General features: G+C 68.3%; 15 protein-coding genes. 12 read left to right on the top strand and 3 right to left on the bottom strand.

Annotated elements, in window-relative coordinates:
* Positions 1 to 45 precede the first annotated feature (45 nt).
* The gene (locus ACFQY2_RS06325) at positions 46 to 936 is read left to right on the top strand and encodes a VOC family protein (protein WP_378744809.1); all 891 of its coding nucleotides are present in this window, start codon (positions 46 to 48) and stop codon (positions 934 to 936) included.
* A gap of 23 nt (positions 937 to 959) precedes the next feature.
* Positions 960 to 1796 carry a fumarylacetoacetate hydrolase family protein gene (locus ACFQY2_RS06330; RefSeq protein ID WP_378744810.1) on the top strand — a complete coding sequence of 279 codons (837 nt, stop codon included), beginning with the start codon at positions 960 to 962 and terminating at the stop codon, positions 1794 to 1796.
* Positions 1797 to 1949: 153 nt separating this feature from the next.
* Here ACFQY2_RS06330 and ACFQY2_RS06335 read toward each other — a convergent pair whose 3' ends face one another.
* Complete coding sequence (locus ACFQY2_RS06335; protein ID WP_378744811.1) at positions 1950 to 3797, bottom strand: acyltransferase family protein; 1848 nt, start codon at positions 3795 to 3797, stop codon at positions 1950 to 1952.
* A 57-nt stretch (positions 3798 to 3854) separates the two neighbouring features.
* Between ACFQY2_RS06335 and truA the strand changes: the two genes are divergently transcribed.
* The 7 genes from truA to ACFQY2_RS06370 all read left to right on the top strand — a co-directional run bounded on the left by truA (position 3855) and on the right by ACFQY2_RS06370 (position 10384).
* Positions 3855 to 4700 carry a tRNA pseudouridine(38-40) synthase TruA gene (gene truA / locus ACFQY2_RS06340; RefSeq protein ID WP_378744812.1) on the top strand — a complete coding sequence of 282 codons (846 nt, stop codon included), beginning with the start codon at positions 3855 to 3857 and terminating at the stop codon, positions 4698 to 4700.
* A gap of 64 nt (positions 4701 to 4764) precedes the next feature.
* A complete protein-coding gene (locus tag ACFQY2_RS06345) occupies positions 4765 to 5433 on the top strand; it encodes an endonuclease/exonuclease/phosphatase family protein (protein ID WP_378744814.1) in 669 nt (222 codons plus the stop codon).
* Between the two features lie 206 nt (positions 5434 to 5639).
* Positions 5640 to 6086, top strand: a complete 447-nt coding sequence (rplM, locus tag ACFQY2_RS06350; RefSeq protein WP_378744815.1) for a 50S ribosomal protein L13 — start codon at positions 5640 to 5642, stop codon at positions 6084 to 6086.
* A gap of 26 nt (positions 6087 to 6112) precedes the next feature.
* Positions 6113 to 6598: a 30S ribosomal protein S9 gene (gene rpsI / locus ACFQY2_RS06355; RefSeq protein WP_378744816.1), complete on the top strand. Its 486-nt coding sequence runs from the start codon at positions 6113 to 6115 to the stop codon at positions 6596 to 6598.
* Between the two features lie 14 nt (positions 6599 to 6612).
* The gene (glmM, locus tag ACFQY2_RS06360; RefSeq protein ID WP_378744817.1) at positions 6613 to 7974 is read left to right on the top strand and encodes a phosphoglucosamine mutase; all 1362 of its coding nucleotides are present in this window, start codon (positions 6613 to 6615) and stop codon (positions 7972 to 7974) included.
* Between the two features lie 47 nt (positions 7975 to 8021).
* On the top strand, positions 8022 to 8447 hold the full coding sequence (locus ACFQY2_RS06365) for a VanZ family protein (protein ID WP_378744818.1): 426 nt from the start codon (positions 8022 to 8024) through the stop codon (positions 8445 to 8447).
* Positions 8444 to 10384, top strand: coding sequence for a DUF4012 domain-containing protein (locus ACFQY2_RS06370; RefSeq protein ID WP_378744819.1), 1941 nt, complete (start codon positions 8444 to 8446; stop codon positions 10382 to 10384). The genes ACFQY2_RS06365 and ACFQY2_RS06370 overlap by 4 nt, the downstream gene beginning before the upstream one ends.
* Before the next feature lie 41 nt (positions 10385 to 10425).
* On the opposite strand, the gene ACFQY2_RS06375 is transcribed toward ACFQY2_RS06370, so the two are convergent.
* Positions 10426 to 10872 carry a GtrA family protein gene (locus tag ACFQY2_RS06375; protein WP_378744820.1) on the bottom strand — a complete coding sequence of 149 codons (447 nt, stop codon included), beginning with the start codon at positions 10870 to 10872 and terminating at the stop codon, positions 10426 to 10428.
* Between the two features lie 61 nt (positions 10873 to 10933).
* On the opposite strand from ACFQY2_RS06375, the gene ACFQY2_RS06380 reads away from it, so the two are divergent.
* The 3 genes from ACFQY2_RS06380 to ACFQY2_RS06390 all read left to right on the top strand — a co-directional run bounded on the left by ACFQY2_RS06380 (position 10934) and on the right by ACFQY2_RS06390 (position 14011).
* A complete protein-coding gene (locus ACFQY2_RS06380; RefSeq protein WP_378744821.1) occupies positions 10934 to 11716 on the top strand; it encodes a glycosyltransferase family 2 protein in 783 nt (260 codons plus the stop codon).
* On the top strand, positions 11713 to 13164 hold the full coding sequence (locus ACFQY2_RS06385; protein WP_378744822.1) for a hypothetical protein: 1452 nt from the start codon (positions 11713 to 11715) through the stop codon (positions 13162 to 13164). Before ACFQY2_RS06380 ends, ACFQY2_RS06385 begins: the two co-directional genes overlap by 4 nt.
* Positions 13165 to 13411: 247 nt before the next feature.
* The gene (locus ACFQY2_RS06390; protein WP_378744823.1) at positions 13412 to 14011 is read left to right on the top strand and encodes an acyltransferase; all 600 of its coding nucleotides are present in this window, start codon (positions 13412 to 13414) and stop codon (positions 14009 to 14011) included.
* Between the two features lie 57 nt (positions 14012 to 14068).
* Here the strand turns inward: ACFQY2_RS06390 and ACFQY2_RS06395 are convergent, their stop codons facing one another.
* Positions 14069 to 18352 carry an amino acid adenylation domain-containing protein gene (locus ACFQY2_RS06395; protein WP_378744824.1) on the bottom strand — a complete coding sequence of 1428 codons (4284 nt, stop codon included), beginning with the start codon at positions 18350 to 18352 and terminating at the stop codon, positions 14069 to 14071.
* Positions 18353 to 18505: the final 153 nt, after the last annotated feature.

The following is an 18505-nucleotide window of genomic DNA, read 5'->3' on the forward strand; positions in this document are numbered from 1 at the left end:
ATATGATATGGTAATAATCTACTTTGGAACGTCGGAGGTGCGTGCATGGCATTCGGAGCCATCAGCGAGATCGGATACGTGTCGCTGCAATCGAAGGACATCGAGCATGCGATCCGCCACGCTCGGGACATCCTGGGACTGACGGAGACTCACCGCTCGGGCAACGCCGTCTACCTCTCCAGCCGCGCTCGCCGCCATCACGAGCTCGTCTACCTGGATTCTCCGGAGGACGGCGTCGGCCACATCGGTCTCGTCGCCGCCGGAAAGGCCGGTCTCGACCTGGTGCGCACCCGCGTCATCGAGGCGGGCTACCCGCTGCTGTCCGAGGTGCCGCTGCATCCGGGCGCCGCCGACGGCTTCGCGTTCATCGGACCCGAGAACTTCGTCTTCGAGATCTACATCGGGCTCGAAGACGCGAGCCTGGTCCCCAGCGGTCACGCACCCGACCGCTTCGGGCACGTGAACCTGCACCCGCAGAATCTGCAGGCGATGCTCGCCTTCTTCCGCGACGTCCTCGACTTCCGCATCTCGGACATCATCGGCGACGACTTCGCCTACTTCCTGCGCTGCAACGCCGAGCACCACGGTGTGGCGCTGATGAAGGGCAAGGGATGGATGCATCACCACGCCTGGCAGGTGCAGTCGATCGCCGACCTCGGCAAGGTGGGTGACCGCCTGCACGACTCCGGTTCGCGTCTGCTGATGGGGCCGGTGCGGCACGGCGCCGGCCACAACATTGCGGCGTACTACGTCGAGCCGACCGGTGCCGTCGTCGAGATCTACGCCGACATGGAGTGGATCCTCGACGACGACCGGCCGCCGGTGGTGTGGCCGCAGGACGACCGCGCCTGGGCCACCAAGTGGTCCATCTACGACTTCAGCGAGTTCCGCTCCCACGGACTCTTCCCCGCCCGCGAGCACATCGCAGCCGTCTGACCCGACCTCCCCAGGAGTATTCAATGACGAAGTTCACCAGCTACTACCGCGCCGACAAGTCCGTGGCGTGGGGCCGTCTCGACGGCGAGACGATCTACGACGCGACCTCCGTCGCGCCGTCGCTCGCCGAGGCGATCGCGGACGGCGCGCTCGACTCGCTCGCCGACTACGCCGAGAACCCCGTCGACCTCGCGGCCGTCGCACTCGCCCCCGTCATCCACAACCCGGGCAAGATCATCTGCATCGGCGTCAACTACGCCTCGCACCGCGACGAGATCGGCAATGCCGCGCCGCAGGCGCCGGTCATCTTCGCCCGTTACGCCGACAGCCAGATGGGTCACGGCGAGGATGCCCTGAAGCCGAGCATCTCGCCGCAGTTCGACTACGAGGGGGAGGTCGCGGTGATCATCTCCAAGCCCACCCACAAGGTCGCCAAGGCCGACGCCTACGACCACGTGGCCGGCTACGCCGTCTACAACGACTTCTCCGTGCGCGACTGGCAGCGCAAGGCCAGCCAGTGGCTGCCGGGCAAGACCTGGCCGGGCACCGGCGGGTTCGGCCCCTACATGGTCACCGCCGACGAGGTCGGCGACGTCACCAAGCTCGAGGTCACCACCCGCGTCAACGGCGAGGTGCGTCAGCAGGGCTCGGTCGCCGACCTGATCAACGACATCCCGGCGATCATCGAGTACGTCTCGACGTTCACGCCGCTCGCGCCCGGTGACGTCATCGTCTCGGGCACCCCCGGCGGCGTCGGTCTCTTCATGGAGCCTCAGGGCTTCATCGTCGACGGTGACGTCGTCGAGGTCGAGGTCACGGGACTCGGGACGCTGCGCAACGTCGTGCGCGAAGTCGACTGAGACCGGCTTTCACAGAGCCGATCGCGCTGCTGTTCTCCGCACCCGCGGCGTAAATCCCTGGCGCGCGAGCAGAGAACAGCAGCGCGAGCCGAGAGAACAGCAGCGCGCACCGAGAACAGCAGCGCGAGTCGAGAACAGCACCGGGCGGGGCGCTCACGGCGCGATCGGCACCCGCTCCCTAGGCGCGGCTCGCGCGGCGCGCTCGGCTTCGGATGCGCGGATGCCCTGCTCGACGACGTCGGCGAAGATGCGGCCGCCGGCCATGCCGGGGTGGATGCGGTCGCCGGCCAGCAGCTCCTCGTGCGGGGCGATGGCCGCTGCCCAGTCGGCCACGACCACTCCGCTGCGGGCGTCGGCGAAGGCGGCGAGGTCGCTGTTGACGCCGGCGATCCAGTCGCGCGGCGCGTAGGCGTTGACGAGCACGAGATCACGGTCGCGGCCCACGGCATCCGCCATCTTCTGCAGCGCCCCGCCGTCGAGCGATCCGTTCGTGCCGAGCGCGACGACGACGTGCTCGCGCAGTCGTCCGGATGCGGCCAGCGCGTCGATGATGTCCGGCCCCGCCCAGCTCTGTCGGGACACGGCGGCATCCACATGGATGCCGGGCAGCTTCTCGTACAGGGCGGGAGCGGAGGCCAGCATCACGGAGTCGCCGACCGCGGTCACGTCGTCACCGCTGATGGCCTCGGGGATCGGTGCGGGTCTGGGTCGCGCTGCTTCGGCCGCCATGGCCCTCTGGCCCGCGCGGATCGACATCTCGGAGGTCGTCATCGGCGGAGCGACGGCGACGGCGGCGGTCGTCCCGCTGAGCGCGAGCGCTCCCGCCAGCACGGTGCCCAGCATCGCGAGTCGGCTCCGGGGTCCGCGCGCCAGACGCAGCCGCGCGGCGCGCAGCGCGCGACGGAATCCGTGCCGACGCAGCGGAGTCTCGAGGAAGCGGTAGGACATCGCCGCCACGACCAGTGACAGCAGCAGCGCCATCACGCCCGCCCAGACGGGCACGTCAGCGACGCTGCCGGAGACGCCCAGACCGCTCGCCGCGGTGATCAGCACGAGCACCGGCCAGTGCCAGAGGTAGATGCCGTACGAGCGATCCCCGATCCATCGCAGCGGCTGCACATCGATCGCGCGCCCGAACCAGGACCCGGGCATGACGCCCGAGACGACGGCCAGAAGAGTGCCGACGGATGCCATCAGCAGCGGTCCGGGGAAGGCAGGCGCTCCCGAGGAGGCCGGCACCGCCGCCGCGATGACGATCAGCGCGAGTCCCAGCATCCCGACGGCCGCGCCGCCGACCCGGGCCGCCCTGCCTCGCAACCATTCCCGCTCCGGCATATGCTGCAGGGCGAAGGCCGCCGCGATGCCGAGCAGCAGGCCGAAGGCGTGCGAGTCGGTGCCGAAATACGCGCGGGTCATCCCGCCGGCATCCACCAGCGTCGACATCCACCACGTCGACGCCGCTGCGGCGAGCAGGGCGAACGCGACGAGGATCCACCGCATCCGGAGGACCGCAAGCAGCACCGGCAGCAGCAGCGGCCAAAGAAGGTAGAACTGCTCCTCCACGGCCAGCGACCACACGTTGCGGAAGAGCTCGGGCTCGGTCGCGGCGAAATAATCCGAACCCCCGGCCAGCGCGACCCAGTTGTAGCTGAACGTCGCCGCTCCCACCAGCTGCCGCCCGATGCCGACCAGCACGTCGCCGCCGATCAGCCATGCCGCGGTCGCGCTCACCGTGAGCATCAGCGCGAGTGCGGGCAGCAGCCTGCGCGCACGACGGCGCCAGAAATCGATGAGCCGATGACGTCGCGTGTGCCGGGACGGGCGCAGCAGCAGCGACGTGATGAGGAATCCGCTCACGACGAAGAACACGTCGACGCCGACGAAACCGCTCGACAGTCGTGCGCCGGGGAACAGGTGATAGATCAGCACCAGGCCCACGGCGATCGCCCGCAGCCCATCGAGCCCCGCGTAACGCGGAATGTGGGGCGAGGACGGAGACATCAAGACGAGGGGGAGGGTTTCGCAGAGGAGGGGAGGGCTCCAGCTTAGGCTGGGTGGGTGCGCATTCGCCTGGACATCGCCTACGACGGCACCCACTTCCGCGGGTGGGCCACGCAACCGGCTCTGCGCACGGTGCAGGGGGTGCTGGAGGCCGCGCTGGCGCGCATCCTCGGATCCGAAGCGCGTCTCGTCGTCGCCGGACGGACGGATGCCGGGGTGCACGCGTCCGGCCAGGTGGCGCACGTGGATCTCGACGACGCGCAGTGGGCCCGGATCCGGGCGCGGCAGGGGCGCGCGGGATCGGATCCGGCCGGCGCGCTGGCCCATCGCATCCGAGGTGTTCTCGGGCAGTACCCCGATGTGACCGTCACCCGCTCCGCTCTCGCGCCCGAGGGCTTCGACGCGCGCTTCTCGGCGGTGTGGCGCCGCTACCGCTATCGCCTCGCCGACCTGACCGTCGGCTACGACCCGATGCGCCGCAACGACACCACGACCGTGCGCGCAGAGCTCGACGGGCAGAGCATGGATGCCGCTGCGCGCACCCTCATCGGGCTGCACGATTTCGCCGCCTACTGCAAGCCGCGCGAGGAGGCCACCACGATCCGCACGCTCCTGGACTACCGTTGGGCGCGGGACGCCGAAGGCGTGCTGGTCGCCGAGGTGAAGGCCGACGCGTTCTGCCACAGCATGGTGCGCGCACTGGTCGGCGCCTGCGCGGCCGTGGGGGAGGGCAGGCTCTCCGTCGATGATGTCGTTCGCCTGCGCGATGAACTGACGCGCACGAGTGCCTTCAAGGTGCTGCCCGCGCGGGGACTCACTCTTGCCGAGGTCGGCTATCCGGACGATTCGCTGCTGGCATCCCGCGCCGAGCAGACCCGTGCCCGGCGCGATCGGGAGGGGTGAGTCCACGGATGAGCGCCCCGTCAAGAGGGCGGTCGTGCGTCGGCGACGGCGGTACCGTGGGCCTATGAGAGTCATCTCGTACAACCTGCGCAAGCACCGTGCTGCCACCGAGCTCGGCGCGCTCGTCTCCAAGCACGACCCTGACATCCTCTGTCTGCAGGAGTGCGACACGGCCGTGCTGCCGGAGGCGGTCGGTGAGCTCACGCTCGTGCAGGCCACGAGCGGCAACCGGCTCGGCCTGGCGATGTATCTGCGCAGCAACCTCTTCCACGTCGAGGAGGTGCGCACGATCGGGCTGAAGAAGTCCCTGCACGACCGCGTGCTCAAACCGGCCAACGAACGCGTGCTCGGCGCCCGGCTGCGGGACATCGACACCGGACACGGACTGATCGTGGCGTCCTTCCACGCGGCCCCGCTGACCGCCCTGAACTCGCTGCGCCGCAACCAGATCCGTGCCGGGCTGGACGCGCTGCAGGCGCTCGGGCCCGGCCTGCCGGTGCTCATGGTCGGGGACTACAACTATCCGGTGTTCAAGGAGAGCCTCGGGCAGTCGGTGCGCGAGCACGGATATCGGCTGACCCTGAGCGATGACCGCACGTACACGCGCTACCGGGTGTTCCGCGGGCACTACGACTTCGCCACTTCATCGGGGTTCGACATCTCCAGCATCACGACGCTGCCGCAGGGCACCAGCGATCATCGTCCGATTCTGATCACCGCCGAGGCCGCGTAGCTCTGGCGCCGAAAGCCGTCGACATGCGGTAAGCTGACTCCTTGGTGCCTGCCCTTCGGCCTGCCGAGGTGCCGGTACGACGAACGTGAGCCCTCCACTGGCGTGTTCCCGTCTCGGCCCTTCGACAGGCTCAGGGACCGGACGGAGAACCACCCCGGAGTGGGATTCACGAACCTCTCCGTTCGAATCAAGAAAGCAGCACTATTGTGACGCGCACATTCACCCCGAAGGCCGGGCAGATCCAGCGTGACTGGATCGTCATCGACGCCACCGACGTGGTTCTCGGCCGCCTCGCTTCGCACGCAGCAGCAATCCTGCGCGGCAAGCACAAGGCGACGTTCGCCCCGCACGTGGACACCGGCGACTTCGTCGTCATCGTCAACGCGGCGAAGGTGGCCCTCACGGGTCAGAAGCTCCAGAAGAAGATGGCCTACCGTCACTCGGGTTACCCGGGCGGTCTGACGGCCACCAGCTACGCCGAGCTCCTCGAGAAGAACCCGGTCCGCGCCGTGGAGAAGGCCGTCCGCGGCATGCTCCCGAAGAACACCCTGGGCCGCGAGCAGCTGTCGAAGCTGAAGGTGTACGCCGGTGCCGAGCACCCGCACGCCGCGCAGCAGCCCACGCCGTACACCCTCGACCAGGTCGCCCAGTAAGCGCCGCTCAGACTAAGGACATACTCGTGGCTGACATTCAGGACACCGCAGAATTCCCGCAGAACTTCACCACCTCGAGCCCTGAGGCCGAGGCCGTGGAGTCGACCCCTCGCCCCGTGCTCTCCGTGCCGGGTGCCGCCGTGGGCCGCCGCAAGCAGGCCATCGCCCGCGTGCGCCTCATCCCCGGATCGGGCACCATCACGGTCAACGGTCGCACGCTCGAGGACTACTTCCCGAACAAGCTGCACCAGCAGCTGATCAACGACCCGTTCACGGCGCTGAACCTCGTGGGCGCGTACGACGTCATCGCCCGCATCTCCGGTGGCGGCGACTCGGGCCAGGCCGGTGCACTGCGCCTCGGCATCGCCCGGTCGCTGAACAACATCGACGCCGAGAACAACCGTCCGATCCTCAAGAAGGCCGGCTTCCTCTCGCGTGACGCCCGCGTCATCGAGCGCAAGAAGGCCGGCCTCAAGAAGGCTCGCAAGGCTCCTCAGTACTCCAAGCGCTGATCCGCAGTTCCTTCATGGCACTGTTCGGTACGGACGGCGTGCGGGGGCTGGCCAACGGCCCCCTCACTGCCGACCTTGCGCTCACCCTGGCCCAGGCGACTGCCGTCGTCCTGGGCCAGGGCCGTATCGCCGAGGCGCGTCGCACCGTCGGCAAGCGGCTCACCGCCGTCGTCGCACGCGACCCGCGCGTCTCCGGTCACTTCCTCAGTGCGGCCGTCGAGGCGGGACTCGCCTCCTCCGGCGTGGACGTGCTCGATGCCGGCGTGCTGCCGACCCCGGCCGCGGCGTTCCTGATCTCGGACATCGACGCCGATTTCGGCGTGATGATCTCGGCATCGCACAACCCCGCCCCCGACAACGGCATCAAGATCTTCGCCCGAGGCGGAGTGAAGCTGCCCGACCTCGTCGAGCAGCGCATCGAGGCGACGATGGCGGCCGGTACCAAGCTGCAGCCGACCGGCTCCGACGTGGGGCGCGTGGAGCGATTCTCGGATGCCGAGGATCGCTACATCCTGCACCTGCTGGCCTCCCTGCCGCATCGGCTGGATGGCATCCACGTGGTGCTGGACTGCGCGAACGGCGCGGCCTCCGGAGCATCGCCCGAGGTGTTCCGCGCCGCCGGCGCCAAGGTCACCGTCATCGGCGCGGACCCCGACGGCATCAACATCAACGACGGTGTCGGATCGACGCACCTCGACAAGCTGGCCGCCGAGGTCGTGCGGGTCGGGGCCGACGTGGGCATCGCCCATGACGGCGACGCGGATCGCTGCCTCGCGGTAGACGCCGACGGCAACGTCGTCGACGGCGATCGGATCATGGCGATCCTCGCCGTCGCGATGAAGAGCCGGGGCAAGCTGGTCGACGACACGCTCGTCGCCACCGTGATGAGCAACCTCGGGCTCCACGTCGCCATGCGCGAGCACGGCATCACCGTGCGCCAGACCGGCGTCGGCGACCGCTACGTGCTCGAGGACATGAACGCCGGCGGCTACTCGCTCGGCGGCGAGCAGTCCGGCCATGTGATCATGAGCGAGTTCGCGACGACCGGTGACGGCGTGTTGACCGGTCTGCATCTGGTGGCCGAGATGGCGCGCACGAAGAAGACGCTCGCCGAGCTCGCCTCGGTGATGACCGTGTATCCGCAGGTGATGATCAACGTGAAGGGCGTCGACAAGGACGCCGTCTCCGATCATGTCGGCGTGCAGGACGCGGTGAAGGCCGTCGAGTCCGCGCTCGGGTCGACCGGTCGCGTGCTGCTGCGTAAGTCCGGCACCGAACCGCTGGTGCGGGTGATGGTCGAGGCTGCGGATGCCGAGACCGCGCACGCGCACGCGGAATCGCTCGCGGCGCTCGTGCGTCAGCATCTGGCATTGTGACAGCTGGGGCCGACCCTCGTCGTCCGCGCCCCCCGCTGTGGGGGCGCGTGTCGACCTGGGTGGTGGTCTACGGCGTCGCCCTGGCGCTCATCGGGTTCTGGCCTCAGCCGGTCGATTCCGGGTCGGGTCGCCTTCTGCGACTGATCAGCCAGGTGTTCCCGGTGCTGACATACGAGCGCGTCGAGTTCGGTGCGAACATCCTGCTGTTCGTGCCCCTCGGCGTGGGCCTCGCGCTGCTGCTGCGACGCGCGAGGTACCTCGTGATGCCCGTCGCCCTGCTCGTGTCCCTGACCATCGAGTCGGTGCAGGCGCTGTTCCTCGCCGACCGCACGCCCAGCGTCCACGACATCATCGCGAACGTCTCCGGCGCCGCGCTCGGGCTGGTCGCGGTCGCGGTGCTCGACGCGCGGCGGCGTCGGCGAACCCGCCATACCCGTTTCGCACAACGACGTGAACCTACGATGGAGCTATGACTACCCGAGCCGAACGGCGCGCCGAGCGAGAGCGGCAGAACCAGACCGACTTCGTGCAGTTCGAGCAGGAGCTGTTCACCGCGCTGGACGACGGCGATGACGATCGGCCTCCGCGGCGCCCCTTGCTGCGCAGCTTCCGGTTCTGGATCCCGATCAGCATCCTTCTCGTCCTGATCGCGGTGCTCGTGATCGGCGGCCTGGCCGGCGCCCACGTGTACGACCGTGCGATGAGCGCGAAGACTTCGCTCGAGAAGGCGATGCCCCTGGCGTCCCAGACCTCCGAAGCGATCCTCGCCGGCGACAATGCCAACGCGAAGGAGCTGGCTGCGCAGCTGTCCGTGCTCTCGGCCGACGCGCGCGCTCAGACCGACGACGGCGTCTGGAAGAGCATGGAGTGGATCCCCTTCGTGGGACCGAACCTGTATGCCGTGCGCACGGCCGCTGCCGTGACCGATGACCTCGTCACGGACGCGGTCGTCCCGGCGACCGACCTGTCGCTGGCCGCGCTCAAGCCGAAGGCCGGCGCGGTCGACCTGACCGGCATCGACACCATGCAGGGCATCATCGCCCAGGCATCCACCGCGGTGACGGCTGCCTCTCAGGAACTCGACACGATCGACACCGACGCGCTGATCCCTCAGGTCAGCGGTGCGCTCGACAAGCTCACCGGCACGGTCGACGAGCTCGAGCCGATGCTGGGTCCGGCCACCGAGATCCTCGATGTGCTGCCGAACGCCCTCGGCGCCGAGAGCCCCAAGCACTATCTGCTGATCTTCCAGAACAACGCCGAGTCGCGTGGCAGCGGAGGAAACCCGGCCGCGCTGGTGCGCATCGATGTCGACAAAGGCAGGATCAGCATCGGCCGGCAGGCCTCCAGCAGCGACTTCAAGAACAACCGGCCGCAGCCGATCACCGAGCTGAACCCCGAGACGGCCGCGTTGTACGGCGACAAGATCGGCCGCTACATCCAGGACTCCACGCTCACTCCTGACTTCCCGGAGACGGCGGGAATCGTGCGGGCCTGGTGGGCGGAGCAGTTCAACACTCCGATCGATGCCGTGGTGTCGTTCGACCCTGTCGCGCTGGGCTACCTGCTCAAGGCGACCGGCCCCGCCGAGGTGCCCAACGAGACATTGGAGTTCAACGGTCAGAAGGTCAAGGTCCTCGATCAGCCGCTTACCCTGACCGCCGAGAACGCCGTGCCCTTCCTCCTCAGCGACGTGTACGCCCAGTATCCGATTCCCGCCCAGCAGGACGCTGTGTTCGCGTTGTCGACGCGCGCGATCTTCGACGCGCTGACCTCGGGCAAGGCCGAGCCGAAGGCTCTGCTGGAGAGTCTGACGAAAGCCGTCGACGAGGGCCGGCTGATGTATCAGCCTTCTGACGAGAAGCAGACCGAGCTGCTGGCCGAATCCCGGCTCTCGGGCATGATGCCCACGACGAACGCGGAAACGACCACCGTGGGCGCCTACGTGAACGACTACACCGAGGGCAAGCTCGATTACTACATGCAGCTGGACATGGCCGCGAGCACCACGCAGTGCACCGCGCCCGACAAGCCGGTCTTCGAGGTGAGCGCGACCATCACGAACACCCTGAGTTCCCCGCAGGCCGCGGATCTGCCCGAGTACGTCGCGCCGGCGCGCTTCTTCAAGAAGGGCGTCATCGCGACGAACCTGGTCGTCTACGGCCCCGTCGGGGCGACCGTGACGAAGGTGCTGGTCGACGGCAAGGAGCTGGCTCCCGCTCCCAAGCAGCACCTGGGGCGGAACGCCGTGATGGTGCCGTTCCAGAACGTGCCGGGTCAGAAGCACACGCTGACGGTCGAGTACCTGGGGGCAGCAGGGGAGTACGGGCCACTCGATGTGCGCCACACGCCGATGGTGCGTCAGACGGCGGTCAGCATCGACGCGCCGGGCTGTGCCGACGCCGGGTGAACCGCCGCTGATCGACGTCGATCCGTCTGAGACGTTCCGCGTCAGCGCTTCGACGGGCTGACGCGGAACACCAGCGTGTGGTACAGCACGAAGCGCACCAGAACGACGATCGCGATGCTGACGAGATTCACCATGTTCACGGCGACCGGACCGGCGGGTCTGCCCAGAACAGCGCCGACGCCCTGCACCCCGGACCACAGCAGCAGCGCGCCCAGTCCCGTGCAGGCGGCATTGGTGAGCACGAACAGCACGAGTTCGTTCACCCGTCCGCGGCGGTCGCGGTTGCGGAAGGTCCACTCCCGGTTGCCGAAATAGGCGTTGATCAGGGCGACGAGCGAAGCGATGATCTTGCCCCACACGACATCCACGCCCAGCGCGTAGACCAGCAGGTTGAAGGCCGCGATCTCGATGATTGTGCTGAGCGCACCGACGACGAGGAAGCGACTCCCGACAGAGGCGAGCCGACGCAGTCGGGGGTGGATCTTCATGGCTCCCATAGAATACCGGGGGAGTGCGACCGTCCGCTCTCGTCGTACTGTGAGGATCCGTGTGTCCGTAGCTCATCTCGTCATCGTGATGCCCGCCTACAACGAGGCGGAGGGCATTCGGGGGTTCATCGACGAGATCCGTGAGCACGTGGCGCCTCTCGCCGATCGGGTCACGTTCGTCGTCGCGGATGACCGGTCGACGGATGCCACGGTCGCTGCGCTTGCGGGCATCGACGACGTGCGGGTGGAGCCCCAGCCACGCAACCGGGGGCACGGGCCGACCGCGCTGGCCGCGTACCGCAGTGGGCTGGCGCTCGATCCGGATCTGCTCGTGCACGTGGACGGGGACGGCCAGTTCCTGGGCCCGGACTTCGCGCGTCTCGTGAAGGCGATCGAGAGCACCGGAGCGGATGTCGTGCACGGTGTGCGCCACAGCCGCACCGATGCCTGGTATCGGCGGGTGCTGACGGGGGCGGTGGGTCTGATGATCGCCGCGGTGGCACGTCACCGCGTCCCCGATGTCAACACGCCGTTGCGCGCGTACCGGCCGGCGGCATTGCGGTTGCTGGCGGATGCGGTGCCCGCGGACGCGCTCGTGCCGCACGTGCACTTCTCCCTGGCTGAGGCCCGCGGCGGTTTCCTCGTGCGTTACGTCGCGGTGCGCAGCGTCCCTCGCCGCGGCGCGTCGACGAGCGGCACCATGTGGGGTGGGGGCGTCACGGCGCTGATTCCGCCGCCGCGGCTGCGCCGATTCGTCATCGGTGCGCTGTGCGAGGCCTGGCGCCTGTCACTGCGACCTGGTGCGCCGTTGCGCAGCATCCGCTCCAGGCACCGGACGCCATGAGGCCCGCCCGCACGATCGCCTTCTGGCTGCTGGCGGCGGCGCTGGTCGTCTGCCACGTGGTCGTGATCCAGCACAGCCTGGGGGCCCGCTTCTGGGAGGACGAGGCGTTCAACCTGACCGTGCCGCGCAACCTTCTCGCGGGGCTCGGCTACGCCAGCGACGGAGCCCTGTCGGGCTCGACGATCACCCTGTTCGATCCGCGGATCTCGACCGGGCCGACGGTGCTGCTGCCGGTGGCAGTGGCACTGGCTTTCGGAGCGGATGCCGTGATCAGTGCGCGGATGGTGCCCCTGGGGTTCTGGATCGCTCTGGTCGCCGGCCTGGTCGTGCTCGGTCGTCGCACGGCGGGTCGATGGGCGGCGCTGATCGCCGCCGCGGTGCCGCTGGCCTTCAACGGCCTCGGCAGTGTCTCTCCCCTCCAGGGCCCCACTGATCTGCTCGGTGAGATCCCGGCGGCGGCGCTGTTGGTATGGGCGCTCGTGGTGCTGCCGCGGCGGGCGTGGCTGGCGGGACTGCTCGTCGGGCTTGCCGTGCAGGCCAAGCTGATCGCGCTGCTGGCGCTGCCGGGATTCGCGGTCGCACTCTGGGTGCTCGCGCCTGGGCACGGCTGGCAGCGGATCGTGCAGACCCTGAAGCGGGGGTGGTTGCCGCTGGTGCTGGCCGGTGTGCCGACTCTGCTCGTCGAGGTGGCCGCGTTCCTGTCGATGGGGCCGGCGCAGTTCGTGGAGCACTTGCGCGGTCTGGTGCGCTTCGTGCGCGGAGGCGGTCAGCACGTGCAGCCGACGACAGTCGCGCAGAAGCTCGAGACGCTCGCCGGAGCCTGGTTCCTGCCGCCGTGGATGGCCGTCGCGACGACGGTGCTGTGCGCGGCGCTCATCATCGCCGGACTGCTGGTCGTCGGACGGAGAGTCACGGATGCCGATCGGCATGCGGTCATGCTGGTCGCCGCGTCGGCGGTGGGAGGGCTCGCGTTCGTGGCCTGGTGGTCCACGGCGGCGCACACCCCGTTGTGGGTGCGGCATCCGGCCGCGGGGGTGCTCTCGTTCTTCCCCGTGATCGTGATCGGCACCGTCTGGGGTGCGCGGGTGCTGGTGAGCCGGGGAGGCGTCGAACGGGTCCTGGGCGCCGTTCTGGTGGCGCTGCTCAGCGGCTCGCTCGCCTGGAGCGTGGCGGGACACGTGCAGCAGACCACCGTGCCGCGCTCGGAGACGCTCGCCACCCAGCGGGCGGCTGTGGAGCCGATCCGCCAGTGGGTGCAGCAGACCGGGACGCCGTGGCTGGCCGCACGACCGTGGGGCGCCGCGATCGCTCCGATCGTGATGTCAGGTGCGCACGTGGGGCTGTGGGATGCGGATGCCATGGCCGACGTCCCCCAGTTGACCGGCGCGCGGTGCGACACTCCCACGCTCGTCGCCGGACCCCGCTACCGCGTGTGCGCGGCGCCCTGACCGGCAAGTGCACGGCCCCAGCGAGTGGAGACTCGGCTGGGGCCGCAGACGTAGAGCACTGGGGACGCTCCACGCCGACACGCACGCACTGGGGATGCGAGAGCGTGCCAGCGGCGATCAGATGGCGCCGCTCGCAATAGTCTATGGGCGAAGTCGCCGAAACCGGTGGTGCGCCAGACCGACCGGGCGTCTTGTCGCATTCGCCGAAGTATCGTCGGACGGCGCAGTGGCGCGTAGGTTGGAAAGCATGACGACCGATGTGCGTATTCAAGATTCCGCCGATGTATCCGCGGGGGCCTCGATCGGCGACGGCTCATCGATCTGGCATCTCGCGCAGGTGCGCGAGGACGCCACGATCGGGGAGAACTGCATCATCGGGCGGGGCGCGTACATCGGCCCCGGGGTCGTGCTGGGCGACAACTGCAAGGTGCAGAACTACGCGCTGGTCTATGAGCCCGCCCGGCTCGGCGACGGAGTCTTCATCGGACCGGCCGTCGTACTCACGAACGACACCTACCCTCGGGCAGTCAATCCGGATGCCACGCTGAAGAGCGCGCACGACTGGCAGCCTGTCGGCGTTGTCATCAAGCGGGGCGCGTCGATCGGCGCACGCGCGACCTGCGTCGCGCCCGTCACGATCGGGGAGTGGGCGACGGTGGCGGCCGGCGCCGTGGTCGTGAAGGATGTTCCCGCTTATGCGCTTGTCGTGGGGGTGCCCGCCCGCCGGGTCGGATGGGTGGGCGAAGCCGGGGTTCCTCTCACCGCGGGCGAGACCGACGGATCCTGGGTCTGCCCCTCGACCGACACTCGCTACCGCGAGACGGATGGTGTGCTGAGCCGCGTGTGAGCGACCCGGCGTCCGAGCCGAGCCGACGCTCCCCTCAGCGGGGGCGGACGTGACCGCTCAGCTGTCCAGGATCTGCCTGACCCGCTGCGCTGTCCGCTCCACCCAGGGCTCCTCCATCATGTCGAGGTGCTCACCCGGCATGACATGCACATCCAGCCCGCCCGCCACCCAGGGCGCCCAGAGAGGCTCCGGGTCGGGGCCTATGGTCGCCTTGAAGAGCGCAGCCTGTCCGGCATACTGCTTCGGCTGGTATTTCGTCACCAGGTCGATCGCGACATGCAGGAAGGTGTGCATCATATCCAGTTGACCCTGCTCGGTGGACCGGGTCTCCTGGCGCGACATGTTGTCCCGCAACCATTGGCGAATGCGAATGACCTGCACTGCTCCACGCACCCGGTGTCGCAGAGATCGCGCGGTGAGCGGAACGAGTCTGAGCGCTTCCGCCGGTCGCCGCACAGCTGCGACGGCGATCGCGCACACGAGGGCCACCGGGTGGGCACCCGAACGCGCTCCGAGCCGGTCCGCGACGGCGCGGAGCGTGCGCGACAGGTAGCCGCGCCAATCCTCGCCGCCGACCTTCCCGACGTACGAGTCGAAGAGAAGCACCGGGGCTCCGAGCGATTGCCCCTGGGCGGTGAGCTGCTGAGCCATCTCGAAAGCGACGACCCCACCGAAGCAGGATCCCCCGAGATAGTAGGGACCTTCGGGCTGAACGGCTCTGATCTCCTCGAGATACCGAGTTGCGAGGTTCTCGATGCTCGCTGTGCGATCGAATCGGTATCGGCGGCTGTCTCGGCGCGTGGCGGCGCGAATGGCATGCACGGGCCGCTGGGGACCCAGCCGCGCGGCGAGTGCTCGGTAGAAGAAGACATAGCCGCCGCCGGCGTGGATGAGGAAAAGAGGTGCCTTCTCTCCATGCGGCTGCAGGGGCACGAGAAGCGCAGGAGGCGGTTCGAGAGCATCGCGCAGGACCCGCGCCAGTCCGGACACCGTCGGATCGGAGCGGAAGTCGAGCGCCGAGAGGCCCTCGGCGGCGACGCCGAACTCCTGCCTGACGCGTGTGAGCAGTGTCAAGACCTGCGCGTCAGTCATCGCGGAGGCGACCGCGCGTTCGGTGGGAGGTTCCGTTCCGAGCGCGGATTCCCAGATCACGCGCAGCTTCTGCTCGAGGTCGGCATCCTCCGCCGAGAACGCCCCCGACTCCGCGGCCGGCGAGACCAGCATCTGCAGCCGTCGGCTCAGCGAGCCGACGGTGGAGGCTTCGAAAAGCACCTGCAGGGGCAGATCGACGCCGAAGTCCTCACCCAGTCGCGAGACGAGCCGCAGAGCGAGGATCGACTGACCGCCGAGCTCGAAGAAGTCGCTGTCGACGTGGGCCTGCGGCAGGTTCAGGACCTCGCAGAAGACTGCCGCCACACGTGCCTCTGTCGGCGACAGCGTGCTCGATGTGCCTGCCGGGTCAGTCTCGACCGCGGAATCAGGGTCAGGAAGCCGCTGCCGGTCGATCTTCCCGTTCGGAGTGAGGGGAAGCGCGGACAGCTCCAAGTAGCGCTGCGGAACCATGTAGTCCGGCAGGGTGTTGCGCAGATGCTCACGCAGTTTCTCGGGGGTGGGAACCTTGCCCTCTGCGGGAACGACATACGCGATCAGCGCCGCGGCGGCGGTGTCTGCGCGATGGGCGACCACGACGGCCTGCTGGACGGTGTCATGGGTCGAGAGAGCCGACTCCACCTCACCCACCTCGACTCGGAACCCTCGGATCTTCACCTGATGATCCATGCGTCCGAGGTGCACCAGTTCCCCTGCGCGGGTGAATCGGACGAGATCCCCCGTCCGGTAGAGCCTCGGGCTGAGCGCGTGGTCGTTCGCGGACGCCGCGATGAACTTCTCCGCCGTCAGCTCGGGCCTGCCGCGGTATCCGCGAGCCAGACCCGCACCCGAGATCAGGAGCTCGCCGGCCACGCCGATCGGCACCGGCTGCAGCGCGGCATCCACGACATGGAAGCCCGTATTGGCGATGGGACGGCCGATGCTGATGACCGCCGGTGCGGTCGCGATGTGCGCCACGGATGACCAGATGGTCGTCTCGGTCGGGCCGTACATGTTCCAGAGCGAATCCGTCCGGTCGATCAGCGGCTGGATGAGGTCGGCGGGCAGCGGCTCACCTCCGATGAGCGCCTTCAGCCCGGGGGTTCCGCTCCAGCCGGAATCGATCAGCATCCGCCACGTCGCGGGTGTCGCCTGCAGGATGCTGATCGCGCCGCTGTCGAGGTGCGAGCGCAGCAGTCGTCCATCGACGACGCTGTCGCGCGAGGCGATCTCGACCCGCCCGCCCGTCACGAGGGGCAGATAGAGTTCCAGCGCCGCGATGTCGAAGGACAGTGTGGTCACCGCCAGGAGCGTGTCGTCTTCACCGCAGCCGGGCGTCTCCGCGAGCGAGCGCAGAAAGTTCGTGAGCGCACTGTGCGGGATCTCGACGCCCTTCGGTCGCCCGGTGGATCCGGACGTGTACAGGACATACGCGAGGTCTTCCGGCGCGGGCCGTGCCTCTTCCCAGCCCACGACCGCCGTCGGCGTGCTCAGCAGATCGATGTCGACGGCGGTGCGGCCGCCCACATCCAGCTCACCGTGCAGATCCGTCTCGGTCAGGATCACTCCGACACCCGAATCCTCGAGCATGTAGTCCAGGCGCTCGCGGGGAAAAGCCGGATCCAAGGGCACGTAGGTGCCGCCGGCCGCAAGCACCCCGAGAACACCGACGAGCAGGTCGACGGAGCGGTTCAAGAACACGCCGACCGAGGTGCCGGACGTCACTCCGGCGGAATGCAGTTCCTGCATCACGGCGTGAGTCCGTTCGAGGAGTTCCGCGTACGTCAGTTGCCGCTCGCCGCACGAGACGGCGACCGCGTGCGGGCGCCGGTCCGCCTGCTGCCGAAAGAGATCCACGACAGTCTCGTCGGGCGTGTAGTCGCGCGCAGTGCTGTTCCACGCGTCGAGCTCGAGGCGCTCGGCATCGGTGAGCATCGGCAGGGAGCGGATCGGCTCATCCGGATTCTCGATGAGATTCCGGAGGCAGGAGGTGTAATGCGCGAAGACCGCTTCACGATCGGCGGGCGCGAAGACCTCGTCGCTGAAATCGAAGGACAACGTCACGTCCCGACTTCCGACGATGTCGTGGATCTGCATCTGCAGACTGCCGTCACCGTGACTCGGCCGGTACCAGCGATGCTCGATGGGCATGCCCGCGAAAGGATCGATGACGACCTTCAGGTAGTTCAGCGTCACATCGTAGGCGCGGCCCCCGGGATTGCCTGCCGCGTAGGGCAGGTGCCGCATCGTGGCGAGCGCCTGGGCCTGCACTTTCTTGACCAGGCTCCGGAAGGTCTCGTCGGCGTCCACGCTCACGTCGAACGGGTTCTGCACCATGAACAGGCCGATGGTTGACTGGAACGCCCGGGGCCGGTTGTGCCAGGTCGCTCCGATGGCGATCCGCTCATGGCCACTCATCTTGTGCAGGTACGTCATCACCGCAGCGCAGTAGACGCTGTACGAGGAGAGGTGCTCGGACAACGAGCGGATGCCGTCCGACCGGGCGAAATCGCGAACCGTCCCACTGAGAGCCGGTCCCAGCGAGTGCTCCTCCCGATGGCGACGGGAGACCGCCTTCGGGGTGACCCGACCGTCGTAGAAGGTGACCGGGTCAGCGGATTCGGTGATCTTCTCCGTCCAGTACGCCTCACGGATCTTCTGCTTCGGAGAGTGCGCGTCCGCCAGTTCGTGCTCCACATACGACGCGAACGACGGCGCCTCCTCGAGCGACGGCGCATCCTGACCGGAGAGGCGCAGATACCAGTCGCCGACGCGCTGATAGATCAACGCCATCGACGTCGCGTCGGTGAGGATCTGGTGACACAGAAGCGCCCAGGCGTACCTGTTCGGAGCCAGCCGCAGAACCGTGGACTCGAAGGGCCGCACGGTCAGATCGATGGGTGCGTCGACGTTGCGCACAGCCCAGGCGTCGAGTTCGGCATCGACATCCGTGCTTCCGGACAGATCGACGAAATCGGACTGGAACGCCAGGTGCTCCTGCACCTCGGCGCTCGGGCGGCCATGGGCGCGCGTGATCGTGGTGCGCAGCGCGTCCGCCTCGTCGATCACATGCTGCAGGGCTTCGTCGAAGCGGGAGACATCGACCTCGCCGTGAATGATGAATACGCTCTGCTCGTTGAAGATCGGCTTGTCGGGCACGGTCTCCTGCCCGAGCCAGATCAGGAACTGGTTCCGGGTCAGCCCCGTCTTCACCGCGAGAAGCTCGTCAGTGGTGCCGATGAAATCGCTCACGAGTCACGCGATTCCTCGAACCGTCGTCAAGACGACAGGACACAGTTCATTCTGCTTGATCCCCATTGCTGCATCTCCCCTAATGCACGCCGATCCCCACGGCTAGGGCCATAGTCTAGTCACGATCCTGCGTCGTGGTGCAGGAAAATCTGA

This window comes from Microbacterium sp. GCM10027623, from assembly GCF_042666935.1.
Lineage (GTDB): Bacteria > Actinomycetota > Actinomycetes > Actinomycetales > Microbacteriaceae > Microbacterium.